The sequence below is a fragment of the Actibacterium sp. 188UL27-1 genome (assembly GCF_016901225.1).
Lineage (GTDB): Bacteria > Pseudomonadota > Alphaproteobacteria > Rhodobacterales > Rhodobacteraceae > 188UL27-1.
In genome coordinates this window covers 79,487-103,259 of the sequence record NZ_JAFEUL010000008.1, presented here as the reverse complement: position 1 = coordinate 103,259, position 23,773 = coordinate 79,487, and the positions used below count along the sequence as shown (strand labels likewise).

Genomic DNA, 23,773 nt, shown 5'->3' with positions numbered 1-23,773 from the left:
GACCTGCATGGAGGCCGATGTGAACCCCTCAACTTCAACGGCTGGGCGCACCCGCGCCCATGCCCACGGCTGACGCCATGCGTTGGATCAACCGCAAACCGAGTCGGGTCTTGGCGTGGGTATTGGCAACCCTGCCTTTCATCATCGTGTTCGCAGCCTATGCAATTGGATCGGAGATCCGGCTGTCGGTGAACCCGGCGGACAAGCTGTTGCCAGCCCCTAGCCAGATCTGGGAGACCGCGCTGCGGTTGCTCACAGAAGGCGACCGGCGTTCGGGCCGGATCCTATTCTGGCACGATACGGCGGCCAGCTTGCGCCGGTTGGGGCTGGGCGTAGGAATTGCCGCAACGATGGGCTTGGTCTTTGGCATGGCCATTGGATTGCTGCCCTATATGCGGGCGACCTTTGCAACCTTCATTTCGGTTCTGTCGATGGTGCCACCACTGGCGATCCTGCCGATCCTGTTCATTGTGTTCGGGCTGGGCGAACTTTCAAAAGTCGCCCTGATCGTGATTGGCATCGGCCCCTTCCTGATCCGTGATCTGTGGATGCGTGTGACCGAAATCCCAACGGAGCTGGTGGTCAAGGCCCAGACACTGGGCGCATCAAGCTGGATCATCGCCATGCGCGTCGCAGGGCCGCAGATCATGCCGCGCCTGTTGCAATCGGTGCGGCTGTCGCTTGGCCCCGCCTGGCTGTTCCTGATCGCATCAGAGGCCATCGCGGCCGAAGGCGGTCTGGGTTACCGGATCTTTCTGGTGCGCCGTTACCTGGCCATGGATGTTATTCTGACTTACGTCATTTGGATCACGCTGCTCGCCTTCCTGCTGGATCTGTTGCTGAAGGTGTTAACCCGCGCGCTCTTTCCCTGGTTCGGGGAGAAGCGAGCATGAGCTTTGTCACCGTCAGCAACCTGCGCAAGGATTACGGCCCCCGCACCATCATCGAGAATATCAATGTGGAGGTCGAAGAGGGGCAGTTCATCTCCCTCGTGGGTGCATCGGGATGTGGAAAATCCACATTTCTTCGCCTGTTGCTGGATCAGGAACGCCCGACCTCTGGCACGATCACCGTCGATGGTGAGCTGTTTTCAGGCGAGCCCTGTCAGACCCGCGGTATCGTCTTCCAGCGCTATTCCGTCTTTCCACACATGACCGTGCGCGCCAACATCGTGGCCGCGACCGCATTCACCCAAGGGACCTGGGGCTGGCTTTTTGGCAATGCCAAGAAGCAGGCCCAAGCCGAGGCACAAAGCACACTTGACCGGATCGGCCTTGGCCATGTCGCCGCGCAATACCCAGCATCGCTGTCGGGTGGCATGCAGCAACGCTTGGCCATCGCCCAGGCCCTGGCCGCGAAACCCCGTATCCTGCTGTTGGACGAACCCTTTGGCGCGCTCGATCCCGGAACAAAACTATCGATGCACGGCTTTCTGGAGCAACTGAGGGTCGAGACCGGTATGACCGTCTTCATGGTCACCCACGATCTGGAAGAGGCTTTCAAACTGGCCGACCGCGTCCTCGTCTTTGACAAGCCCAAATGGGATCCCGACGACCTGGAGAAAGGCGGCGCCACCATCACCTACGACTTCGATGCCCGCAACGATGGCATCCCGTTTCAGACCCTTCAGGAGAACACCAATGTTTTCAAATCCGACTGACCGCCGCCGCTCTCATCACCCGGGCGATCAGCACCATGACGCCCGCCGCCATCACCACCCAGACCTCACCAAGCTGCTGGGCTGGAAGGCGATGCAAAAGGAAGCAGACATCCCAGAAACCGAATGGGATAAGGAAAAGGCCTGGGCGTTGCGGATGGGGCTGACGGGCGCGGGTTCGATCGAGGATCGCAACATCCCGACCTTCGCGCGCGGGGAACTACCCCATTACGCCGGGATCAACACCTTCATGAACGCGCCCTATGCGGAAGATGTCACCCAGGTTGGCCATTACGACGCCACCGTCCTGGGTGCGCCATTCGATGGGGGCACGACCTATCGCCCCGGCACGCGCTTTGGACCCCAGGGGCTGCGTAAGATCAGCACGCTTTACACGCCCTACCATTATGAGATGGGCGTCGATCTGCGTGAGGAGATGAGCCTGTGTGACGCAGGCGACATCTTTACGATCCCAAGCAACATCGAAAAAACCTTCGATCAGATCAGCCGCGCCGTCAGCCATGTATTCAGTTCTGGCTCCCTGCCGATCATCATTGGCGGCGACCATTCCATCGGCTTCCCCTGCCTGCGCGGCATCGCCGAATGTACGTCGAAAAAAATCGGGATCGTGCATTTCGACCGCCATGCCGACATCCAGGAAAAAGACCTGGACGAGCGGATGCATACAACGCCGTGGTTCCACGCCACCAACATGCCCAACGTCCCGGCGAAGAACCTGGTTCAGGTCGGTATTGGCGGCTGGCAGGTCCCGCGCGAAGGTGTGAAGGTCGCCCGCGAGCGCGAGACCAACATCATCACCATGTCCGATATGGAGGCGATGGGCATCGACAAGACGGCCGAGATGGCACTGGAGATGGCGTGGGACGGGGTCGATATGGTGTACCTGTCTTTTGATATCGACAGCATCGATTGCGGTTTCGTGCCCGGCACCGGCTGGCCGGAACCCGGCGGGTTCCTCCCGCGCGAAGCCCTGGCCCTGGCCAGCAAAGTCGCAGCCGAAGGGATCTGCGGAATGGAACTGGTCGAGGTCAGCCCGCCCTATGATCAGTCAGAGATTACGGCCCTGATGGGGACACGGGTGATCGTCGATGTGCTCGGCTCGCTGGTCTCCCACGGCAAGATGGGCGCGCACCGGCCCCATATCGACAAGCCCGTCAGCCTGCCCATGGGCGACTATTCCGAAGAAACCCATGGCCGCCGCTGGGGCAAACAAGCCGACCCGAACCGGAGACCCTGACATGCCCCATGACCACAGCACCCATGACCATCCCGGCCACGGCCATAACCACGCGGAGTCGGATCATCTGCATTCGCATCTGCATCCCGCCGATGAGGCCGCCGATCTGCAGATCATCACCGATCAGTTCGTCGACGGCTTTGTTCAGGCCAAGGACAAGATGGCCTATCTGCGCATCGCCGGTGTGCCGCTAGAGATCAATGCGCCCGATGGCGGCCCATCGATGAAGCTGGTCGATGTCACGCTGACCACCGAATGGCAGGTTGGCACGGCCTCGCCATCTTTCGGCTCGCGCGAATTGAGCTACCTGCCCTATCCCGGTGAGATGGTGACAGAGCGCACGAATATGGGTTTGGTTTATGTCTCGCTAACCGCAAAGCACATCACGGACTTGCGCGACCTAATGCGCAGCAAAATGGACACCGAAAACAGCTAGACCCAAACGGGCCCTATCTTTGCAAACGGTTTAGAACATTGGACCGTATCTCCAATTGTCCGCATCGGGAGTAACTTCGTCCAAATCGTAGTCAGCCCCTTGAAGCCGTTTGGCAATTGCCAGACCCTGATCAGCGGCCTGATCAACATATTTGCGGCCCAAGGTTTCATCCTGGGCAACGCCATGGCCACGCATCAAATCCAGGCCATAGTTGAAGCGGCCAACGGGATCGCCTGCCTCTGCGGCGCGACGGTTCCATTCCGCCGCGGCGTCCGGGTCGTAATCACCACCCAAACCGTTGTTATCAAGCTGGCTCATCCAGGTCATCGCCTTGGTATAGCCCGCCTCGGCACATTCCTTGGTGAGCTTTCTTGCCAGTTCGTGATTGTCGTATTTGGTGGCGTTGATGCCAAGAGAGCAGGTGATGGAGTCGATCACACCCATCTCGATCTTGCGTGTAAGCATTTCGCGGCCCGTGTCCTGGGGGTTCAGGATCCCAAGATCATCTTCGACGGTAGGGGGCGGTTCAGCGTGAACTGAACCCGCAAAGGCAATCGCTATCAGGGCATATGCCAGTTGTCGCACCGTGGTCACCTCCAGGTCGACTGCATACCACCGCGCGCCCACCAAGTCACTGTTACTTAGGTCGCAAGCCGTATCCGGGGCCACTCTCCCGATCATGATCGGATCGACCCTCCCGGATGATTGGCCATCGGCAGCGCTATCTACGATCCCTTTTTGCAATTCAAAACATCCGCTCACCGGCCTAAAATCGATCTGTCGCGCATGTTTCAATGCGGCATGAATTGGGGGCGACATGGCAGTAACGCTAAAGGATGTGGCAGAACGGGCAGGAGTTTCCCGTTCAGCGGTCTCACGCGCCTATACCAGCGGCGCGTCCGTTTCGGCCAAAACCCGGCAGAAGGTCGAACAGGCCGCGGCCGAGTTGGGCTACCGGCCCAATGCGCTCGCCTCCTCGCTCACCACGGGTCGGACCAAGTTGATCGGGCTGATCTCCAACAACTTTCACAATCCGATCTTTCTAGAAGTTTTTGATCTGTTGACGCGGGGCTTGCAGGAACGCGGGTTGCGCCCGCTTCTGGTCAATCTGTCTGGCGAACGCCAGCCGCAGAACTCGGTCCAGATGCTGCAGCAATATTCGGTTGATGGGGTTATTGTCGCCTCCTCAACCCTGCCACTCAGCTTTGCCCGCGCGTTTCGGGAGGCCGGTGTTCCGGTTGTCCATGCTTTCGGGCGACATTCGTCAAATCCCGGCGTCCATGTCGTTGGGATCGACAATATCGAAGCCGGGCGTATCGCGGCCCGCGAACTGATCCGGCGCAGCTACACTCATGTCGGCCTGCTTGGCGGTCCGAAAGAGGCAACCTCCAGCCAGGACCGCCGCACCGGTTTTCTGGCTGAACTGGAACAATACCCACAGATCCGGGTTCAAAGCTGCTTTGCCGATGCCTATTCGTTTGAGGCTGGTCGCCTGCAAATGGCCCGGCTGCTCGAAGCCGACCCGGCTGAAGCCTATTTTTGCGGGGATGACGTGCTGTCTATCGGTGCACAAAGTGCTATCACATCAGCCGGGCTGAGTGTTCCGGGAGATATCGGCCTGATCGGTCTGAACGATATGGAGATCGCGGGTTGGCAAAACATCGACCTGACGACGATCCACCAACCGATCCGGCAAATCATCACGGCTGCTATTGATCTGGTTGAAACCATGCTCGAAGATCCCAATTGCGTGCCCGAAGCGCGACTGTTTGCATGCTCGGTCGTCGAACGGGGCACATTGCGGCCTGTCGTTGATACGGCTTGACTGCCCCGCACCGTCAGCGCGCCGATACCAATGCAACAGGCATGCCCCGCTTGGTCCATCCACGGATCGGCTTTTCTTCGGCCCACGACAAGCGGGTTCACAGCACAAGGTCAGCGATCACGCAGGACCATATGGCCCGGGCTCACGGTGTCATACACCGATGCGGTCGGCACATAATCCAGCGGGAAAACGGGTGAAGGGATCGGCTTGAAATTCAACTCGGCCTCCCCTTTGCGCTGGCGGGGATCGGCCACGGGAACCGCGGACAGCAAATCGCGGGTATAGGGATGCTGCGGATTTTCAAAAATCGCAGCCCGCGGACCCAACTCCACAATTCGGCCCAGATACATGACGGCCACATGGTGGCTCACCCGCTCCACCACCGCCATATCGTGACTGATGAACAGCAGTGAGATCCCAAGATCGGCCTGCAGTTCGATCAACAGGTTCAACACCTGCGCCTGGATCGAAACATCCAGCGCCGACACAGCCTCATCCGCGATGATCAGCTTGGGGTTCAATGCCAAAGCCCGTGCAATCGCCACGCGCTGGCGCTGCCCGCCCGACAATTCATGGGGAAACCGGTTCAGGAAACTGCGCGGCAGATGCACCCGGTCGAACAGGGCGGTGACCTGGTCCTGCACTGTGCTGCCCTTTGCCAGACTATAGTTTCGAATTGGTTCGGCGACCTGATCGACCAACCGCATTTGCGGATTGAGCGAAGCAAACGGGTCCTGAAACACCATCTGCATATCGCGCCGGGCCTCGCGCAGCTGCATCTGCGACAGATCCATGACATTGCGCCCGCCGATCAGAACCTCACCGGACAAAGGCTCCACCAGCCGCAGGATCGACCGCCCCGTTGTGGATTTGCCACACCCGGATTCGCCAACCAAGGACAGGGTCTGACCCGCTTTCAGGCTGAAGGAGACATCTTCGACGGCATGAACCTGCGCCACGGTGCGGCGAAAGAATCCGCCTTTCACCGGAAAACGCGTGGTCAGGTTGCGCACGTCCAGCAAGACTTCGGCATCTTCATTGACCGGCGGCGCAGGCGGCGTCTCCTGTCCCATGATGTGCAAGGGCTCGGGTGCTGCCTTGCCAGCCATGTCTCCCAGCTTCGGCACAGCCGACAATAAAGCCTGCGTATAGGGATGTTCCGGCGCTTCAAAGATCCGTTCGACCGGCCCCTCCTCCACCTTGTTGCCGCGATACATGACAACCACACGGTCCGCGACCTGAGCCACCACCGCCATGTCATGGGTGATGAACAACACCGCCGTGCCCGTCTCGCGTTTCAACCGATCAATTAATGCGAGGATCTCGGCCTGGATGGTCACATCCAAGGCCGTCGTCGGTTCATCTGCGATCAACAATCGCGGCTCGCAAGCCAGGGCCATGGCGATCACAACCCGCTGACGCATCCCACCGGACAGCTCATGGGGATATTGCTTCAACCGCCGCTCGGGTTCAGGGATCCGCACTCGCTTGAGCAATTCAAGCGCCTTGGCTCGCGCCTCACCCAGGCTCAGCTTCTTGTGAACCCGCAACCCTTCCGTCAGCTGCCGTTCGATCGTGAATACCGGGTTCAGGGCGCTCATCGGCTCCTGAAAGATCATCGCAATGTCGTTGCCCCGGATATGCCGCATCAGCGCATCATCCGACGCTGCCACATCCTTCGTCTTGCCTTCAGCGCGGCGCACCTTCAGCTTGCCATTGGCAATCCGCCCGCCGCCAAACTCCACCAATCGCATCAACGACAGGGATGTGATGGACTTCCCGGACCCACTCTCGCCCACCACACAAACCGTCTCGCCGGACCCGATCTGAAACGAGACATCCTCGACACCAACCACAAGACCATCATTGGTATCGAACTCGACACGCAAGTTCTCAATTGAAACGAGGGGATCATCCAGCATAGGCACTCCAGTTTTTCGCACCATGAAGGGAGGTGGCGGGGGATATCAAGGGTGGGCGGGCCGATGTGCCCCGCACGAGGTCCGGTCCGCCCTGAAATGCGTCAGCTCCCCCGGTAGGTCGAATATCCATAGGGCGATAGCAAAAGCGGCACATGGTAGTGGTCCTCTTGGTCCATCTCAAACCGGATCGGCACATCCCCCAGAAACCGCGCCGCCCCCTCTGGCAAAACCCCGTTCAAATAGGCCCCGGCCCGAAATACCAACTCATAGCCTCCTGGCTTGAACTTGGCCTCGGGCAAGATAGGCTGGTCCGTGCGCCCATCGGCATTGGTCACAGCGTCGGCGATCTTGCGGTGCGAATTGCCCGACATCCGGTAAAGCCAAATCTCCAGGCCCACCGCCGGGCACCCCCGCGCCGTATCCAGAACATGCGTCGTCAAGTATCCCGCCATGGCCTTCCCCTTCTCTACCGACGTGAAGAAACAGACATTTTCGTAGGGAAGCAACCGGACAGGCTTCTTAGGTCCTACAACTTCTGTCGACGACGCAATACCGCTCCAAGGCCTGTTAGACCGGCAAACAGCAACACAAAGGATGCTGGCAGAGGAATCGGAGCCGGGGTTCTATTGTCTATGATCTGGGGCCGGGGTGTCGGACCATCCAGAACGCGGACGACCACAAACCCCTCAATCGACCAGGCCTCCCGACCAAATTCATAAAAAACAAATGTCCCGTTGTCGCGATCGCCCCTCTGCCAGACTTCATTTGCTTCATAGACTGCAATGTCATCGGGACCTAACCGAAACTCGGTCCCCGTCGGGGCATCGTACCATGCCTCCAAACCAAACTGCAGTATGTTGAGGCTTGATTCCGACTGGGTCTCACCCTCGAAATCGCGTTTAATCAACTTGAAAAAGGGGAACTCCCTCGCCACGTCGGCCTCGATCACGTCATATGTTCCAAACCGACCCGTCACCTCCAACCCCTCATCAGGCAATACAAATCGAGGGTCATAGGGTGGAAAAATTTGCCCCCGGCCTGGCCCTATCCGCGAAAAAAACTCAGGATTGAGGTCGAATTCAAAGACATAATCCGGTGTGTAACGCACCTTCTCGGGATCCGAGCCAAACTCCGCCAACACGATATTTGATAAATCAATCTGGATCGTCCCAGCCAACGCGCCTGTGATGGGTGCAGCACTCAACGCAACAGCCACGAAAATCGAGGATATAACACGCATAAATTCGGTCCTGTTTTGCCCATGTACCACCTGCCAATGTCATACCTGCCCCCTCCCAAAGGCCCAACAGAAATAGTGGTTGTCCCAGCCACCAAAGCCTCTTCAAATGGCGCCATTGTTCAAAGGGAAATCAAGGAACGCTTGCCATGAACCGCTACCCCCGCGACATGCATGGATATGGGCGCATTCCGCCCAAGGCCAACTGGCCCGGCGGGGCCCGCATCGCGCTGCAAGTGGTGGTCAATTACGAGGAAGGCGGCGAAAACTGCGTTCTCCATGGCGATGATCAATCCGAGGCATTCCTGTCCGAAATCATCGGGGCCGATCCATGGCCCAACCAACGCCACATGAACATGGAAAGCATCTACGAATACGGCGCGCGGGCGGGGTTCTGGCGTCTTTACCGTTTGCTCACCTATATGCAGATCCCGGTCACCGTCTTCGGCGTCGCCACGGCCCTGGCCCGCAGCCCCGAACAGGTCACCGCCATGCGGGAGGCCCGCTGGGAAATCGCCTCCCACGGCCTGAAATGGATCGACTACCGCGACTTCTACCCAGAGGATGAGCGCGATCACATGATGGAGGCGATCAAGATCCATACAGAGGTCACGGGCGAACGCCCCCTCGGCTGGTATACGGGCCGCAGTTCCGAGAATACGCTCAAGCTGATGTCCGAGGAAGGCGGGTTCGCCTATTGCGCCGACAGCTACGCCGATGATCTGCCCTATTGGGAAACCGTGGATAACCGCAATCAACTGATCGTGCCCTATACGCTTGATGCCAACGACATGCGCTTCGCCACCAACCAGGGTTTCAATACCGGCGACCAGTTTGAGACCTACCTGAAAGACAGCTTTGATTGCCTTTATGCAGAAGGCGCCGCCGGACGCCCCAAGATGATGTCGATCGGTCTGCATTGCCGTCTCGCCGGGCGACCCGGGCGGATCATGGGGCTGAAACGCTTCCTGGATTATGTCAGAACCCATGACCATGTCTGGTATGCCCGCCGCATCGACATTGCGCGCCATTGGACCCATACCCATCCGACCCAAGCCCAGCGCGTGCGCCCGTCACGCATGGATTTCGGGGCCTTTATGGACAAGTTCGGCGGGGTCTATGAACACTCTCCTTGGATCGTGGAGCGTGCCCACGGGATGGAAATGGGCCCGGCCCATGACAGTGCCGCCGGGGTCCATGCGCTGCTGTCCCAGGTCTTTCGCCGCGCCACTGAGGAAGAGCGCTATACCGTCCTGCGCGCCCATCCGGACCTTGCTGGCAAACTTGCCGCCGCCCGCGCGTTGACGACCGACAGTACCGCCGAACAAGCCAGCGCTGGCCTCGATGCGCTAACAGCAGAGGAACGCCGCGCCTTTGAAAAGCTGAACGCCGACTACACGGCCAAATTCACCTTTCCGTTCATCATCGCCGTGCGCGACCACGACAAAGCAGGGATCCTGCGGGCGTTTCAGGCGCGGCTGCAAAACGACAAGGACCAGGAGTTTTCCGAGGCGTGCCGCCAGGTCGAACGCATCGCCGAACTGCGCCTGCATGCGATGGATATATGAAGATCATCGCCCACCCCCTGACAGCCGCCGCCTTTGCCCCGTTCGGCGATGTTTTGGAGGCCAGGGGCGACCCTGACAAGATCATCAACCAGGGCTTTTGCGGCCGCTTCCATGACCGCGCGCATTTGGATGTCTCGGATGGACGTGCCGGGGTCAGCCTGTTTCAAGCCCAGCCGCGCGCCCTGCCCTACCGCCTCGACATGGTCGAACGGCACCCGGACGGCGCTCAGTGCTTTGTGCCGATGTCGATGGATCCGTTTCTGGTGGTGGTGGCGCCCGACGCCTCTGACAGGCCAGGTACCCCACTGGCGTTCCTTACCACGCCGGGCCAAGCCGTGAACTACCACCGCGGCACGTGGCATGGGGTGCTCACCCCGCTGCACGCGCCAGGTCTTTTTGCTGTGATCGACCGAATTGGCCTCGGCGGCAATCTGGAGGAAGCGTGGTTTGAGACGCCTTACACCGTCGTGGCGGATTAGACCATCGTGGCGGATTGCGGGACCATCACCCGGGCCATATCCAGCATGCGGTGAGAGAACCCCCATTCGTTGTCGTACCAGCCGAAAATGCGGGTCAGCCCGCCTTTGGCCACCGATGTCTCGGGCCCCGCAATGATCACCGATTCAGGACGCATTCGCAGGTCGGTCGAAACTAGGGGCTGATCCACCCAGCCGATCAGCGGACCCCCAGCGGCAGATCGGAGCCAGGCCGTCACCTCCTCCAAAGACGGTGCTGCACGCAGCGTCACCATCAGATCCACGGCAGAGACACTGGCCGTAGGCACCCGCACCGCGCGCGCTGTGATCCGGCCCGCAAGCTCCGGCAGCACCAAATCCACCAACCGCCCGGCTGAGGTTGAGGTCGGCACCATACTCATCGCCGCCGCCCGGCTGCGCTCCAACGTGGTGCGCGGCCCATCGACCGTGGGTTGGCTGCCCGTGTAGCAGTGGATCGTCGTCATATGCCCTGTTTCCAGCCCGAATGCATTGTCGAGCAGTTTCAACAGCGGCGCCAAGGCATTCGTCGTGCAGGAGGCGTTCGAGACGATTTTAGCCCCTGCTGAACGTTCTTCATTCGCACCAATGACCGCCGTGATGGCAGCGGCGGCTGAGGGACCGGAGATCAAAATCGCCCCTGCCCCGGCCCGCAAGCCACGCTCTGCCACGTCACGACTATCGGCGCGGCCCGTGCATTCCAACACCAGATCGACATCGCTGAGATCCAAGGTGCTGATATCGGAGACATGGGTAAAGGTCGTGCGTTTGCCATCCACCATCAGCGCCGACCCGGCCATGTTCACCGTTCCGGGATAGGGGCCAAAGATGCTGTCATACTGGAAAAGGTAGGCGCAGGTTTCCAAAGGGGCGATATCGTTGATCAGCACGATCTCTATATCGTCGCGCGCGCGTGTCGTCCGCAGCATCCTGAGCAGGCTACGTCCGATCCGTCCGAACCCGTTGATGGCGATCTTGATGGCCATCCTTGCCTTTCCTCTCTGGCGGTGGCGCTGGCCTTTCGGTCAACGCCAGTGATTATGTGCCTCCGGCGGGAGTATTTCCGACAATAAGAAAGTCAGAATGGGACTTTCTGGGCGATCCCGCGTTCCAACGCTAATGTGACAGCTTTTTCCGCTACGGCAAGATCCTGCAGGCCAACCCCGGTGCCGTCAAAGAGCGTGATCTCGTCGGATGACATTCGCCCGGAATGGGTGCCGTTGATAACAGCGCCGATTTCGATGATCGCATCCTCGGCGATCCGGCCCTGGGCGATGGCATGCTGCGCCTCCCCGATGGTAATCGATTGCGCGATTTCATCGGTGAAAACTGTGGCCGTGGCCAACAGATCGGCGGCGACCTCTTGTTTGCCTTTGGTGTCGGTGCCCATGCAAGCGATATGCGTACCCGGTGTAATATGGTCGGCCTGCAGGATCGCGTCAAAGCTGGACGTGATCGTGATGATCACATCCGCTTGGGTGCCCAGTTCCGGCAGATCCACGGCTTCAAACGGCAAGCCCAACTCGGCGGCAGTATCCGCCAGACGGCTCAGCATTTCGGGGTGGAAGTTCCAGCCCACAACCTTTTCAAAGTTGCGTTGCCGGACTGCCGCGCGCATCTGGAATGCCGATTGATGGCCCGCCCCGACCATGCCCAGCACCTTTGCATCATCCCGCGCCAGGTGCTTGATCGACACGGAGGATGCTGCCGCCGTGCGGAGTGCTGTCAACAGGTTGCCACCGACAATTGCCTTGGGCCGCCCGGTATCGGCGTCGAACAGGAACACCGTGGATTGGTGATTGGTCAGCCCTTTCGCGTCGTTGCCAGGCCAGTAGCCCCCCGATTTCAGGCCCAGCGCCAACCCCGCCCGGTCAAAGCCCGACTTGAACCCATAAAGCGCGTCGGCATGGCCGATGGCTTCCCGAATGACCGGGAAGTTGTAGGCATCCCTGCGCGACATGGCGGCAAAGACCTGTTCGACGGCCTCGAACGACGCTTCGGCATCGATCAGGTCGGCAATCGCGCTTTCGGGGACGATCACCAATTCATTGGTCGCAACGGTTGTATCCAGCGACATCAGTAGGCCTTTCCACGGGCCGAAACAGGCCAGAGGGTTTCAACCTTGCCATTGCGCACACCGACATACCAGTCATGGACGTTGCAGGTCGGATCACAATGACCGGGGACCAGTTTCAACTTGTCACCCACTTTCAGAACCGTATCCGGGTCGGCCACAACACCATGCTCGTCCGAACATTTGACGTATTCCACATCTGTGCGGCCATAGATCGTGGGCAAACCACTATCGACGGATTGCGCTTTCAGGCCCGCATCAACAATCGCTTTTTCGGCCTTGGCATGCGACATCACGCTGGTCAGCAGGAACAGCGCGTTTTCCCACTCGCCCTGGTCGATCCGCTTGCCGTCCTTGTCGAGGATCCGACCGTAATCGGCGTCCATGAATGCATAGGATCCGCATTGCAGCTCGTTGAAAACACCGGAATTGCTTTCGAAATAATATGACCCCGTGCCACCACCGCCGACGATATCGCTGTCGATCTCTTCGGCTTTCAGCATGTCTAATGTCTCGCGCACCTGGTCGATGGCGATGGTCGTCTTGGCCTTGCGATCCTCGTAATTGTCCATGTGCTGCATCGCACCCTGATAGGCCTGAATACCTGCATATTTCAGCCCCTCGGCTGCCTCGATGGCCTTGGCTAGGTCAACGACGGGCTGGCCATATTGCACACCGCAGCGGCCAGCGCCCACGTCGATCTCCACCAGGCATTCGATCTGGGTGCCGTGCTTGATGGCGGCAGCAGACAATTCGGCCACATTGTCAATGTCATCGACACAGCAAATGGCGCGCGCACCCAGCGTGGGGATCCGGGCCAAACGGTCAATTTTTTGCGGATCACGTACCTGATTACTGACCAGAACATCCTTGATGCCGCCGCGGGCAAAGACCTCCGCCTCTGATACTTTCTGGCAGCACACACCAACCGATCCCCCCAGCCGCTCTTGCAGCAATGCGACATCAACCGATTTATGCATCTTACCATGAACCCGGTGACGCATCCCATGCGCCTTGGCGAAATCACCCATTTTCTTGATATTACGCTCCAACGCATCCAAATCCAGCATCAGGCAAGGGGTCTGGATATCAGCTTCGTCCATCCCGGGAAGGGCTGGAACGTCATAGCCCACTTCAAGCTCGGACAGGTTCATATCTTTCATATCTCAGGTCCTCCTTCAGGCAGTCAGCCAGGGCAGCGTGTCCATGTCGACATTGCCACCGGTGACGATCACGCCGACCCGCTTGCCGGCAAATTTGTATTTGTTCTTCAAGATGGTGGCCAGGGGCACTGCGCAGCTTGGCTCCATCACGATCTTCATCCGCTGCCAGGTCAGCTTCATGGCATCCACTATCTCGTCTTCGCTGGCGGTCAGGATGTCAGATACGTAGTTCGATACGAAATGCCAGGTCAGTTCCTTCAGTGGCACCTTCAATCCGTCGGCAATGGTGACAGGGGCGTCATCGGCGATGATATGTCCGGCCTTGAATGAACGATACGCATCGTCGGCTTGTTCGGGCTCGGCTGCGATGATGTCGACATGTGGTGCCACGGTCGAAAGCGTGAGGCAGGTCCCAGATACCATACCACCACCTCCAATCGGAGCGATGACAGTCTCAAGATCATCCACTTGCTCCATCAGTTCGCGCGAACAGGTGGCCTGCCCGGCAATGACCCGTGGGTCGTTGTAGGGGTGTACGAACTCTGCACCCGTTTCGGCCACGACCTCGGCAAAGATCGCTTCACGGCTGCTGGTCGATGGCTCACATTCCACGATCTTGCCGCCATAGCCGCGTACGGCGGCTTTCTTGGCCTCAGGTGCGGTCCGCGGCATCACGACCGTGCAGGGGATCCCACGCCGCCCGGCCGCATAGCTCAGGCTCAGTGCGTGATTGCCAGAGGAATGGGTGGCGACACCCAGTTTCGCCTTTTCATCGCTTAGCCCAAAGACCGCGTTCGAAGCGCCACGCACCTTGAACGCCCCGGCCTTCTGAAAGTTCTCGCATTTAAAGAACAACTCCGCGCCGGTCAGGTCGTTGAAATAGGTCGAGGTCAGAACCGGCGTTCTGTGGATATGCGGCTTGATCCGCTCATGGGCCGCAATCACATCGTCAAAGGTCGGGATGCCGTCTGTCTGAATATCTTTCATGGCCGCTTACTCCGCTGCGATCTGCAAGGCCGCACCCAGATGGCCACGATAGACCTCTTGCGCCGCTGCAACGCCTGATCCCAGCGTGATCGGCACACCGTGGTCGGCCATCACCATCTCTGCCGTAGCAATCCCTTGCAGGGCCATTCCTTCGGTCAACATCCCCAGATGCCCGATACGGAAAACCTTGCCCGCAACCTCACCCAGCCCCGTGCCGAACGCCGTGCCGTAAACCTCGGCCGCGCGGGTCACGATATCGGTCGCATTGAACCCGTCGGGCACCAAGATGGCGCTGACGGTATCCGACTGCCATTCAGGCCGCTGCGCACAGAGATGCAACCCCCAGCCCGTTACCGCTGCCCGAACACCCGACGCAATCCGGGTGTGCCGGTCAAAGACATGCTCCAGACCTTCATCCAACAGCATACCGGTCGCCAGCTTTAGCCCGTTCAGCAGACCGACATTGGGCGTGTAGGGATAGCCGTTATTCGCATACCCATTCAGCATGTCCCGGAAATCAAAGAAGCAACGCGGCAATGCAGCCGCATCCATGTGCTTCAACGCTTTCTGGCTTATGCCGACAATGGACAGGCCAGCGGGCATCATGAAACCCTTTTGCGACCCAGTGACGGCAATATCCACGCCCCAGTCGTCCATACGAAAATCCATAGACCCGATGGAGCTGACACCATCGACCAGCAGCAGCGCCGGATGCTCAACCGCATCCAACGCTGCCCGGATCGCCGCGATATTCGACACAACACCGGTGGCGGTCTCGTTATGGGTTGCAAGCACAGCCTTGATCTTATGGCCGGTGTCAGACCGAAGCGCCGCGCGATATCGCTCCGCCGAAAGGCCCTCGCCCCAACCATGGTCCAGCACTTCGATCTCCAGACCGAAGCGGTTGCACATGTCGATCCAGCGGTGAGAAAACATGCCGTTCCGACCGGCCAGCACCATATCGCCGGGGCTGAGCGTATTCGCCAACGCCGCTTCCCAACCGCCGGTGCCAGTTGCCGGAAAAATGACAACTTCGCCTTTTCGGGTCTTCAGGACCTGTTTCACCCCGGCCAGTGCTGGTTGCAGGATCTCGGCAAACAATGAGGACCGGTGATCGACCGTCGGCATGTCACAGGCTTTGCGAAGGGCCTCGGGGATGTTGGTCGGGCCAGGAATGAATACCGGATTCTGCAGGCTCATGATCTCTCTCCCTATAAATCTGTGCTGGTGATAACCGAGCCCGCCTCAATCACCAATTTTTTTGAATTTATTTTTTGCATTGTGAAAAAATAAAGAACTATAATGATTTCAGTAGTTTGATTTTTTCACAAAGCGAAAGTTGCTTTCACAATCAAACAAAGACATCAAAGATCGCATCGAAAATGACCGAAAAACGCAGCCGCGGACGCCCTCGCGCCTTCAACGACAAGACCGAGCAGAACACGATCCAGGCCCTGGACCGCGCCATGATGATCCTTGAAGAGCTGGCGGGCTTCGAAGGTCTCACCCTCAGTGATGTCGCAGAGCGGTTGAGCCAGTCCCCCGCCACCGTCTACCGCGTCCTGGTGACCCTCGAAGGCCGCGGCATTACCGAGATGGATCCGGTATCGCAAACCTGGATGGTCGGGCCAAAGGCATTTCTGATCGGCTCCAGCTTCCTGCGACGCACCTCCGTCGTGGAACGCGCGCGGCCCTATATGCGCGAACTCATGCAGGCCACGGGCGAGACAGCCAATCTGGGCGTGGAACGCGGGACACATGTCATGTTTGTCAGCCAGGTCGAAACCCATGCCTCGATCCGCGCCTTCTTTCCGCCCGGCACCTTGTCGCCGTTGCACGCATCGGGGATCGGCAAGGCGCTCTTGGCCCATGCGGATGCGGACCGGCTTGATGAATTTCTAAAGGCCGGACCGCTTGAAGGGTTCACACCCCACACCATCACCAACCCGGATAACCTGCGCGTCGACCTGTCCGCGATCCGCAGTCGGGGTTACGCCCTGGATAACGAGGAACGCGCCAGCGGCATGCGCTGCGTCGCTGCCCCGGTCTTCAACGCATTGGGAGAGGCCGTGGCCGGCCTCTCCGTCTCAGGCCCCGTCAGTCGCATGACCGAAGGGCGCGCCAAATCCGTGGGCTGGGTCGTGACCAAGGCCGCCCGGGACCTGTCCATCAACCTTGGCGCCCCGGAAACCTGACGCCACGGGGCGCACGGCTACTTCATACGACTTTTGCGAAGCGCGCGCAGATCCGTAGGTTGATCCTCTGACAATGACCGCTGCAAGCCTGGCATGGGGATTGGCCCCGCCGCCCGGCTCTCCTGATACCACAACGCGCCCGCCGCCGCTTGCATGGCTGTCGGCCAAAGCATCAGCAGTGCAAGCGCCAGCAATTGATACCACGGAAACAGCCCGCCCCATCCTTCGTCGATATCTTCGGGCAAAACGGCCTGCAACGCATCCAGCCCCCAGAATATGACCGGGGCCGTCAGGACCATCGTCACCCAAGACAGCACGACAACCCCAAACATCACAGACAGCCGCGTGCCAAACCCGCGCAACGGTGTGTGGGCCTGCCCGTCGGGATCCCGCCCGATCGACGCACTAGCCAGGCTTGGCAGCAATGCCGCCCGGAACAGGCAGAAGGCCAGGAAAGAGCCAAAGACAGTGTAAAAAATCAACGGTGCATAAACCCAGCTTGGGATGCTCAAGGACGAGATGGCATGAAAGAAACCAATGATCGTCGGCAGGCTTGTCTGGGTCATGAAGCCGACCATGGTGGTCATGGCCACCAGGAAGATGCCTTCCAGAAACCCATATCCCAAGGCGCCCCAGATCAATGGTCCATAGCCCGTCTCGATCTTCAGACCTCTGGCCTGAAGCGCAAGCCGCAGGCCCACCATGAGCGGCAGCATATACCCGATCCCCATCGGCAAGGCGGCAATCATGGCACCCAGGCCCGGGCTGACGACGGCGACCAGTCCCCCAACAAACGCGCACAGAGCCCAGATCAAGACCATCACGACAAGAAGCAGCGGATAGATCAGCAGCAATGGCAAAAGCAGTTGGAAGGATAGTGGAATGGATCGGAATAAAAGCACGGCGATATCCTCATCTGTTTATGAGAACCACTCTCAATTAATTATGGCTGGATTGTGGCGGGCTGGTCAAAGCCTTGCGAAATGCCAAAGTGACGGCCCACCAATCGCGTTTCGCCGGATACCCGAAATACTATAGGCGCCCTCGGGTCTTGCGGATCGATAGGGGTGTCAAAATACCTTCCGATTCAGCCTGCCCGAGACCTGTTTGCTGGGCATCGGAGCTAAGGTCCTCGAAACCGGCACATAAGCTTCATCGGCACCACAGAAACCACATCGATGTGCATCTTCGTATGTATGGTTTGTGTATCGATTATGTATGGTTTGTGCATCCGGGTTTTCCCGTAAAATCAACACCCTAAGGCAAATCTGTTGCGGCAACCGATTTTCTGGGGTGCGCGGCCCGTTCACGGCAACACGATGTCATATCGGTCGCGGATCCAGCGGTCCTGGTCAGGTGGGATCTGGGACCGCGCTTGCGATAGGATATCAGCCTTACGCAGGGCCGCCTTTTGCACCAGATCGGGCGCGCCATTCTGCTCCCATTCGCCAGGGGACGTTCGGTCGGCGAGGTTGGGATAGACATAGTCCCGCTCCATGCGCGCAAGCGTCTCGGCACTGCCAAGGTAGTGACCGGGCCCGCCCAGACAGGTGGCGCGCATCGCTTCGATGCCAAGGGTGTCATCATTGACCTCGATCCCCCGCACACAGCGCAGGGCCTGACCCAGCATATCATCGCCAAGTATCAGGCTTTCATGGCAAAATCCCAACAGCGAAGCATGCATGCCGACGGCTTCATACACCATGTTCAGCCCCGATAGTCCGGCCATGACATTGCTAATCGCCTGCTCCCACCCGGCCTGCATATCGGGCAGCTTGCTATCAGCAATCCCCGCCGCGGCCCCGCCGGACAGACCATAGAAATGGTGCATTTGTGCGCAGGCCCCGGTCAACAAGGCCTGCTCCCCCGATCCGCCAGACATCGCCCCTGTCCGCAGATCGCTGACAAAAGGCCATGTACCAAAAACCGTGGGATGTCCGGGGCTTATGGCATGAACATACACCAGGCCCGCCAGACATTCGGCAACCGCCTGCACCACGGCACCCGCCAGGGTGACGGGTGCGGTCGCCCCCGCCTGCCCCGCGCTCAAAAGCAAAACCGGCATCCCGACCTTGATCGCCGCCTCCATCGCCTCGCAACTTTCGGTGGCGAATTTTAGCGGCGGGACGACAAAACAGTTCGATTGCAGAACAAAGGGCCGCGTCAGCCAACCGACTTCACTGCCCGCAAGGCAATGCAGCATGGGCACGGCATCATGCACATGGGAGGCTTCGACAAAACTGGTTCCGATGTGCTTGGTCGTCCCCGAAGCGCTGGCATAGATCGTATTCAGGTCCAGCAAACGGTTGTCAGTGATGTCACGCGCCACCATCGGTCGTTGGAAAAAGTGCACGTTTTCAAGTGATTGAACCAGAAGAGCCGCGTCGCGCAAATCCGTCAACGTGCTATCGCGATAGGCGCCGGTGACGCCGTCCACCAGATGTACCGCTGCACCGGCTGTTCCGTAATGCACATTTGCCCCGCTCAGGATCAGGTCATGATCGGGGTCGCGACCATGCAGCGTCAGGTCTCGCGTGGTCTGTGGCAGGGCCGTCTCAATGACCTGCGCCGGGAAGCGCAAGCGACCGTCATCCCCCAGGACCACGCCAACCCTTTTCATGGCGGTGATGCCGCTTTGTGGTGCGTCGGCCAGCCCGATCTCATCGAGCACTTGCAAGGCCGCAGCATGGATGCCGGCAATGTCATCGCCGCTGAGCGGGGTGTATTGCCCACCGGCCAGACCAGGCCGGATCGGGCGACGGTCGCGGGACGGGGCGGCGGCGCGCAAGGCATGGCGCGCCTTGCGACCTCCGGCACGGCGGGATTTCGAGGCACGCGCAGTATCAGTCATCACAAGATCTCCGGGGAATGGGATTTCGACAGGTGAACCTATCCCTGCGGTGATCCCCGCGCCGCCCGCCCGCGGCGAGCGCCAATGACCAAATGCGCCAAACGAATGGCGACCCTGCGGTCGGCGCATACGCACCCGGCTGTGACAGAGCTTTGTGACATCGGCACGCCCCTTTCGATATCACAGCCTCGTTTGCGCCAAACCGCTCTGTCAATTCAAATCGGACAAGGGCCAGATCCGAGGAAGAATTTACAGAGCTGGGTCAGCTGGGTTTGGTAACGCCTCGCTCCGCAACTGCATTGTGGATCATATGGGTGATCGGCGCTCAGCTATAGTTGCGCATATCTTTGGTGTGACAGCCGGTCTGCCGTGTCGACACGCACGGGAAACGCGGATCGGGCCAAGCGGGGTTGGCCCGATCCATAGCGCCTATCTAATTTCCATATGCTTTCGCCGGCAGCCATGTCGTGAGTTCCGGGAAGTAGAACACGATGGACAGGCCCAAAATCTGAAGCAAAACAAATGGGATGATACCCCTGTATATGTGGCTGAGCGAGATGCCGGGGGGGCACACCCCTTTCAGATAGAACAGCGCAAATCCCACGGGCGGGGTCAGAAACGAGGTCTGCAATGTCACGGCGACCAGGATCGCAAACCATACCACAGCCGGATCCCGCACCGTGTCATAGCCATTCACCGCCAGTTCCAAGCCCTGGATAATCGGCAGCATCAGGGGCATGATAATGATCGTGATCTCGATCCAGTCCAGCAGGAAGCCCAGCAGGAACACAATGAACAGGATGAACGCGACGATCATATAAGGATTGGTGAACCAGCCCAGAACCAGATCCTGGACAATCTCGTCCCCGCCATAGCGGCGCATGATAAAGGCAAAGAAGTTGGCCGCCAGGAAGATACCGACGATGTAGCCAGAGGTGTTGAGGGTGGATCGGCTGACCTCTTTCAACACCTTGAAGTTGAGGCGGTTATTCGCGCCTGCCAGCAGCGTGGCCCCCAATGCGCCAAGGCCCGAGGCCTCCGTCGGTGTGGCGAAACCGGCAAAGATGGACCCCAGGACCAGCAGGATCAGGAACATGGGCGGGACGACGGCCTTGAGCACCTCCAACACGACATCCAGGCCAACCTCATCGGTTTTTTCGGGCGCGGGCATGGAATTGGGGGACAAAAGGCCAAAGGCCACGATGAACAGGATGTAAAGCCCCCCAAGGATCAGACCGGGAAACAACGCCCCCATGAACAGATCGCCCAGGGAAATGGCCAGTTGATCCGACATGATCACCAGCATGATCGATGGCGGGATCAAGATCCCAAGCGTGCCGGCACTTGCGATGGTGCCGGTAGCCATGGTTTTGGAGTAGTTCTGCTTCATCATCGCAGGCAGCGCCATCACGCCGAGCAGCGTAACCGACGCCCCGATCACACCGGTGGACGCAGCCAGGATGATCCCGATCAACATGACCGTTAGGGACAGACCGCCGCGCAACCCGCCAAACAGTTTTTGCATGGCGTGCATCATCCGCTGGGCCACACCGGACTGGTCCAGCATCAGGCCCATGAAGATGAACATCGGCAAGGCCACCAGGACCGGGTTCTTGACGATATTGCCGAATAGGCGCCCCGACAGGGCGGCCAGACGTTGATAATCCAGGCCCGTGCGATCAAATTCGATCACGTCACGAAAAAGCGAGCGATAGGGGTCCAGAAAGATCTCGGCAATCAGCACGAAAATCAGGCTGACACCGACCAAGGCAAAGGCCACCGGGATGCCGCGGAACAGCATGTAGATAAAGGTGACAAAGATCGCCAAGACGGCAAATTGGTTCAGTGTGAGGATGTTCGACAGCGCTTCGAGAAGAAACATGATCTACGCCTCCTTCCGGCCGGACAGGGCACGGGCAATCAGGATCGCGGCAATTGTCGCAACGGTGGAGGCGATGATCGTGTATTCAATTTCCTGCGCTCCAATCTCTAGCTCTCCGAAAACAGGTTCGCGCGTCACACGGCGGGGGTTCAGATCCGCCCCGCCGGTGAACCGGACGAACCAGTACAAGGCATAGTAAATCGCAAGGTTGATCAGGAAAAACGTTGTGGGCAGGGCATACAGCATTTGCCGCCACAGGGTCGGTTCGACATTGCGGGCCAGATAGCGCCGAAACGCCGAATAGGCAGCCACGAACATCAGCAGGAAACACAAGTTCATGGCGATCTTGAGCGCCCATAGATTGTGCAAGCCATTCGGGCTGTCGGACCCTTCCCAAGCCGCGACGGAACTCGCCGCGTAATGGACCGTGATATCCCAGCACAAAACAAGGAATGGCATAAGCAGCCAGCCAAGCGCGAACATGTCGATCCGGTTCTTTTTACGGCCATCGAAGTTGTCGTAAAAGATATCAACCCGCACATGGCTGTTGGTGGTGATCGCGTAGGCGATGCCGACCAAGCAAGCGAACCCGTAGATCCACCATTGCAAGTCATCCAGCCAGGCCTGGTTCCCGATCATCGCAAGATTGGCCAGGACGGGCGTATCCGCCCAGGCATCACGGTAGCGCCCGAAGGTCCGCAACACGACCTGCGTGCAGATGGCCAGCATCAAGGCGGGAAAAAGCCAAGCCACCACGTTGGCCACGCCGACGACAAACCGGTCACCACCGTTATGTTCCTCCCGCCCCACTTCACCGGGATCGTAGAGTTGCACAAGCTTGTCGGGATCTTCCATGGCCCCCGCCCTTTTGATTTTTATTGTTGAATGCGCATGACGCCGCGGGCGCTACTCAACGCGCCCACGGCCAACATCGTGCCGGAACCCTTAGCGGGGACGGGGCAGATAGATCGTGTTGCCCCAAGTGGCATAGCCTTCGCGGAACTCTTGCAAGTCAGCCCAGACCTCTTTGAAATAGGGGTCTTCTTCGGCCAGTTCGGCGGCAACCTCATCCCAGGTCTCTTCGAACTTGGCGAGCATTTCTGGCGGCCATGACTTGATCGTCACACCATTCTTTTCGGTGTTTTCGACCATGGCGGTAAAGTTAGTCGCCTCACCCTCCGCCAAGTTGGTGGTGATGTTGGCTAGGCACGCAACCTCGATCTGCTTTTGCGCACGCTCGTCCAGGTCGTCCCAGGCATCTTTGTTGACCAGCAGTTCAAACATGGTCGCAGGCTGGTGCCAGCCGGGGAAATAGTTGAACTTGGCGATCTGGTGGAAGCCCAAGCGCGCATCGATGCGCGGCATCGAGAACTCGGTCGCGTCAATCGCGCCGCGCTCCAGGGCCGGGAAGATATCACCCGCAGCCAGTAGTGAAGTCGAGACACCCAGGCGTTGCATCACCTCGGCACCCAGGCCGAAGAACCTCATGTTCAAGCCCTCAAGATCCGCCATCGACGTGATCTCGTTCTTAAACCAGCCGGATGTTTCCGGTGCGATGATGCCGCAAGGCTGTACGTGAACGTTATAGCCGTTTTCGTCATACATCCGCTGCATCAGCGTGTGGCCGTCATCGTAGAGCATCCACGCCATGAACTCACCCGCTTCGGGGCCAAAGGGCACCGCCGCAAATAAGGAGGCCGAGGTGATCTTGCCCTGCCAATAGCCCGACGTGGTGTAGGCCGCATCGACCGACCCGTTGGAAACGGCGTCAAGTGCCTCAAGCGTGGGCACCAATTCACCTGGATCGAAATGTTCAAATTCAACGCTTTCCGAGATGCCGTTGATCTTATCAACGAAATCAAGCGCAGCCGTGCCAAGGATCGGCAGGTTCTTCCCGAACGCCGATGTCATCTCAAGCGTTTCCTGTGCCGATGCGGCACCGCCGATCGCCATCGAAGCGCCGGCGATCAAGCCAAGCAATCTAGGTGTCATGTGGTCTCCTCCCCTATTTACAAACGACGATTTGGTTACTTTTTCTGACCAAAATCGCCTTACCCTGACCATCGCTGAGCCAGAATCTCAATACCCATTACCCCGTAGATCAAAAGCGATCCCTATTTGGAGTCGAGTTTGCGCTGTGCTTCCAATGGGTTACCGCATAGTGCCGCCACTGCTGTTTTTCCGCTAACAGGCGCCGAACCTATGTTCTATCCGCTCCCTTCGG

The 23,773-nt window shown here is 59.0% G+C and carries 22 protein-coding genes; 8 read left to right on the top strand and 14 right to left on the bottom strand.

Annotation, left to right across the window (positions count from 1 at the left end):
* The first annotated feature begins 77 nt into the window (after positions 1 to 77).
* From IU397_RS12420 to IU397_RS12405, 4 genes are read left to right on the top strand one after another with little or no spacing between them, the layout of a single operon-like run.
* Positions 78 to 893, top strand: coding sequence for an ABC transporter permease (locus IU397_RS12420; RefSeq protein ID WP_204413979.1), 816 nt, complete (start codon positions 78 to 80; stop codon positions 891 to 893).
* On the top strand, positions 890 to 1,660 hold the full coding sequence (locus IU397_RS12415) for an ABC transporter ATP-binding protein (protein WP_204413978.1): 771 nt from the start codon (positions 890 to 892) through the stop codon (positions 1,658 to 1,660). Before IU397_RS12420 ends, IU397_RS12415 begins: the two co-directional genes overlap by 4 nt.
* On the top strand, positions 1,641 to 2,915 hold the full coding sequence (locus tag IU397_RS12410; protein ID WP_204413977.1) for an agmatinase family protein: 1,275 nt from the start codon (positions 1,641 to 1,643) through the stop codon (positions 2,913 to 2,915). Before IU397_RS12415 ends, IU397_RS12410 begins: the two co-directional genes overlap by 20 nt.
* Before the next feature lies 1 nt (position 2,916).
* Complete coding sequence (locus tag IU397_RS12405) at positions 2,917 to 3,351, top strand: hypothetical protein (RefSeq protein ID WP_204413976.1); 435 nt, start codon at positions 2,917 to 2,919, stop codon at positions 3,349 to 3,351.
* A gap of 30 nt (positions 3,352 to 3,381) precedes the next feature.
* Here IU397_RS12405 and IU397_RS12400 read toward each other — a convergent pair whose 3' ends face one another.
* Positions 3,382 to 4,032, bottom strand: coding sequence for a tetratricopeptide repeat protein (locus IU397_RS12400; RefSeq protein ID WP_239479766.1), 651 nt, complete (start codon positions 4,030 to 4,032; stop codon positions 3,382 to 3,384).
* A 136-nt stretch (positions 4,033 to 4,168) separates the two neighbouring features.
* Here IU397_RS12400 and IU397_RS12395 point away from each other — a divergent pair, with 136 nt between their 5' ends.
* A complete protein-coding gene (locus IU397_RS12395) occupies positions 4,169 to 5,176 on the top strand; it encodes a LacI family DNA-binding transcriptional regulator (protein WP_204413974.1) in 1,008 nt (335 codons plus the stop codon).
* Between the two features lie 110 nt (positions 5,177 to 5,286).
* Here IU397_RS12395 and IU397_RS12390 read toward each other — a convergent pair whose 3' ends face one another.
* The 3 genes from IU397_RS12390 to IU397_RS12380 form a co-directional block, all read right to left on the bottom strand.
* Positions 5,287 to 7,098: an ABC transporter ATP-binding protein gene (locus IU397_RS12390; protein ID WP_204413972.1), complete on the bottom strand. Its 1,812-nt coding sequence runs from the start codon at positions 7,096 to 7,098 to the stop codon at positions 5,287 to 5,289.
* Between the two features lie 101 nt (positions 7,099 to 7,199).
* A complete protein-coding gene (gene uraH, locus IU397_RS12385; protein WP_204413969.1) occupies positions 7,200 to 7,550 on the bottom strand; it encodes a hydroxyisourate hydrolase in 351 nt (116 codons plus the stop codon).
* 74 nt (positions 7,551 to 7,624) lie between these two features.
* Positions 7,625 to 8,302 carry a VPLPA-CTERM sorting domain-containing protein gene (locus tag IU397_RS12380; RefSeq protein WP_204413966.1) on the bottom strand — a complete coding sequence of 226 codons (678 nt, stop codon included), beginning with the start codon at positions 8,300 to 8,302 and terminating at the stop codon, positions 7,625 to 7,627.
* A gap of 182 nt (positions 8,303 to 8,484) precedes the next feature.
* On the opposite strand from IU397_RS12380, the gene puuE reads away from it, so the two are divergent.
* Positions 8,485 to 9,903 carry an allantoinase PuuE gene (gene puuE, locus IU397_RS12375; protein ID WP_204413964.1) on the top strand — a complete coding sequence of 473 codons (1,419 nt, stop codon included), beginning with the start codon at positions 8,485 to 8,487 and terminating at the stop codon, positions 9,901 to 9,903.
* Entirely contained in the window at positions 9,900 to 10,382 is a 483-nt protein-coding gene (locus IU397_RS12370; RefSeq protein ID WP_204413962.1) for an ureidoglycolate lyase, read from the top strand. The genes puuE and IU397_RS12370 overlap by 4 nt, the downstream gene beginning before the upstream one ends.
* Here IU397_RS12370 and IU397_RS12365 read toward each other — a convergent pair.
* The 5 genes from IU397_RS12365 to bhcA form a co-directional block, all read right to left on the bottom strand.
* Complete coding sequence (locus IU397_RS12365) at positions 10,379 to 11,383, bottom strand: type I glyceraldehyde-3-phosphate dehydrogenase (RefSeq protein WP_204413960.1); 1,005 nt, start codon at positions 11,381 to 11,383, stop codon at positions 10,379 to 10,381. The genes IU397_RS12370 and IU397_RS12365 overlap by 4 nt on opposite strands.
* Before the next feature lie 92 nt (positions 11,384 to 11,475).
* A complete protein-coding gene (gene bhcD / locus IU397_RS12360) occupies positions 11,476 to 12,441 on the bottom strand; it encodes an iminosuccinate reductase BhcD (RefSeq protein ID WP_204414160.1) in 966 nt (321 codons plus the stop codon).
* A gap of 32 nt (positions 12,442 to 12,473) precedes the next feature.
* Positions 12,474 to 13,634, bottom strand: a complete 1,161-nt coding sequence (gene bhcC, locus IU397_RS12355) for a 3-hydroxy-D-aspartate aldolase BhcC (protein WP_204413958.1) — start codon at positions 13,632 to 13,634, stop codon at positions 12,474 to 12,476.
* Positions 13,635 to 13,649: 15 nt separating this feature from the next.
* Positions 13,650 to 14,621 (bottom strand): beta-hydroxyaspartate dehydratase BhcB, encoded by a 972-nt coding sequence (gene bhcB / locus IU397_RS12350; RefSeq protein WP_204413956.1) that lies wholly within the window; start codon positions 14,619 to 14,621, stop codon positions 13,650 to 13,652.
* A gap of 6 nt (positions 14,622 to 14,627) precedes the next feature.
* Positions 14,628 to 15,821 (bottom strand): L-aspartate--glyoxylate aminotransferase BhcA, encoded by a 1,194-nt coding sequence (bhcA, locus tag IU397_RS12345; protein ID WP_204413954.1) that lies wholly within the window; start codon positions 15,819 to 15,821, stop codon positions 14,628 to 14,630.
* Between the two features lie 182 nt (positions 15,822 to 16,003).
* Here bhcA and bhcR point away from each other — a divergent pair, with 182 nt between their 5' ends.
* Positions 16,004 to 16,816, top strand: a complete 813-nt coding sequence (gene bhcR / locus IU397_RS12340; protein WP_204413952.1) for an HTH-type transcriptional regulator BhcR — start codon at positions 16,004 to 16,006, stop codon at positions 16,814 to 16,816.
* Between the two features lie 17 nt (positions 16,817 to 16,833).
* Here the strand turns inward: bhcR and IU397_RS12335 are convergent, their stop codons facing one another.
* The 5 genes from IU397_RS12335 to IU397_RS12315 form a co-directional block, all read right to left on the bottom strand.
* Positions 16,834 to 17,718 carry a hypothetical protein gene (locus tag IU397_RS12335; RefSeq protein WP_204413950.1) on the bottom strand — a complete coding sequence of 295 codons (885 nt, stop codon included), beginning with the start codon at positions 17,716 to 17,718 and terminating at the stop codon, positions 16,834 to 16,836.
* A 404-nt stretch (positions 17,719 to 18,122) separates the two neighbouring features.
* Positions 18,123 to 19,667, bottom strand: a complete 1,545-nt coding sequence (locus IU397_RS12330; RefSeq protein WP_204413948.1) for a trimethylamine methyltransferase family protein — start codon at positions 19,665 to 19,667, stop codon at positions 18,123 to 18,125.
* Between the two features lie 433 nt (positions 19,668 to 20,100).
* Entirely contained in the window at positions 20,101 to 21,549 is a 1,449-nt protein-coding gene (locus tag IU397_RS12325) for a TRAP transporter large permease subunit (RefSeq protein ID WP_204413946.1), read from the bottom strand.
* A gap of 3 nt (positions 21,550 to 21,552) precedes the next feature.
* Positions 21,553 to 22,404 (bottom strand): TRAP transporter small permease subunit, encoded by an 852-nt coding sequence (locus IU397_RS12320; protein WP_204413944.1) that lies wholly within the window; start codon positions 22,402 to 22,404, stop codon positions 21,553 to 21,555.
* Between the two features lie 90 nt (positions 22,405 to 22,494).
* Positions 22,495 to 23,541 carry a TRAP transporter substrate-binding protein gene (locus IU397_RS12315; RefSeq protein ID WP_204413942.1) on the bottom strand — a complete coding sequence of 349 codons (1,047 nt, stop codon included), beginning with the start codon at positions 23,539 to 23,541 and terminating at the stop codon, positions 22,495 to 22,497.
* Positions 23,542 to 23,773 lie beyond the last annotated feature (232 nt).

Excerpts from the sequence above, each read along its gene's own strand:
- IU397_RS12420 (WP_204413979.1), top strand. The coding sequence starts at position 78 with ATGCGTTGGATCAACCGCAAACCGAGTCGGGTCTTGGCGTGGGTATTG.
- IU397_RS12415 (WP_204413978.1), top strand. The coding sequence starts at position 890 with ATGAGCTTTGTCACCGTCAGCAACCTGCGCAAGGATTACGGCCCCCGC.
- IU397_RS12410 (WP_204413977.1), top strand. The coding sequence starts at position 1,641 with ATGTTTTCAAATCCGACTGACCGCCGCCGCTCTCATCACCCGGGCGAT.
- IU397_RS12405 (WP_204413976.1), top strand. The coding sequence starts at position 2,917 with ATGCCCCATGACCACAGCACCCATGACCATCCCGGCCACGGCCATAAC.
- IU397_RS12400 (WP_239479766.1), bottom strand. The coding sequence starts at position 4,032 with ATGATCGGGAGAGTGGCCCCGGATACGGCTTGCGACCTAAGTAACAGT.
- IU397_RS12395 (WP_204413974.1), top strand. The coding sequence starts at position 4,169 with ATGGCAGTAACGCTAAAGGATGTGGCAGAACGGGCAGGAGTTTCCCGT.
- IU397_RS12390 (WP_204413972.1), bottom strand. The coding sequence starts at position 7,098 with ATGCTGGATGATCCCCTCGTTTCAATTGAGAACTTGCGTGTCGAGTTC.
- uraH (WP_204413969.1), bottom strand. The coding sequence starts at position 7,550 with ATGGCGGGATACTTGACGACGCATGTTCTGGATACGGCGCGGGGGTGC.
- puuE (WP_204413964.1), top strand. The coding sequence starts at position 8,485 with ATGAACCGCTACCCCCGCGACATGCATGGATATGGGCGCATTCCGCCC.
- IU397_RS12370 (WP_204413962.1), top strand. The coding sequence starts at position 9,900 with ATGAAGATCATCGCCCACCCCCTGACAGCCGCCGCCTTTGCCCCGTTC.
- IU397_RS12365 (WP_204413960.1), bottom strand. The coding sequence starts at position 11,383 with ATGGCCATCAAGATCGCCATCAACGGGTTCGGACGGATCGGACGTAGC.
- bhcC (WP_204413958.1), bottom strand. The coding sequence starts at position 13,634 with ATGAAAGATATGAACCTGTCCGAGCTTGAAGTGGGCTATGACGTTCCA.
- bhcB (WP_204413956.1), bottom strand. The coding sequence starts at position 14,621 with ATGAAAGATATTCAGACAGACGGCATCCCGACCTTTGACGATGTGATT.
- bhcA (WP_204413954.1), bottom strand. The coding sequence starts at position 15,821 with ATGAGCCTGCAGAATCCGGTATTCATTCCTGGCCCGACCAACATCCCC.
- bhcR (WP_204413952.1), top strand. The coding sequence starts at position 16,004 with ATGACCGAAAAACGCAGCCGCGGACGCCCTCGCGCCTTCAACGACAAG.
- IU397_RS12330 (WP_204413948.1), bottom strand. The coding sequence starts at position 19,667 with ATGACTGATACTGCGCGTGCCTCGAAATCCCGCCGTGCCGGAGGTCGC.
- IU397_RS12325 (WP_204413946.1), bottom strand. The coding sequence starts at position 21,549 with ATGTTTCTTCTCGAAGCGCTGTCGAACATCCTCACACTGAACCAATTT.
- IU397_RS12320 (WP_204413944.1), bottom strand. The coding sequence starts at position 22,404 with ATGGAAGATCCCGACAAGCTTGTGCAACTCTACGATCCCGGTGAAGTG.
- IU397_RS12315 (WP_204413942.1), bottom strand. The coding sequence starts at position 23,541 with ATGACACCTAGATTGCTTGGCTTGATCGCCGGCGCTTCGATGGCGATC.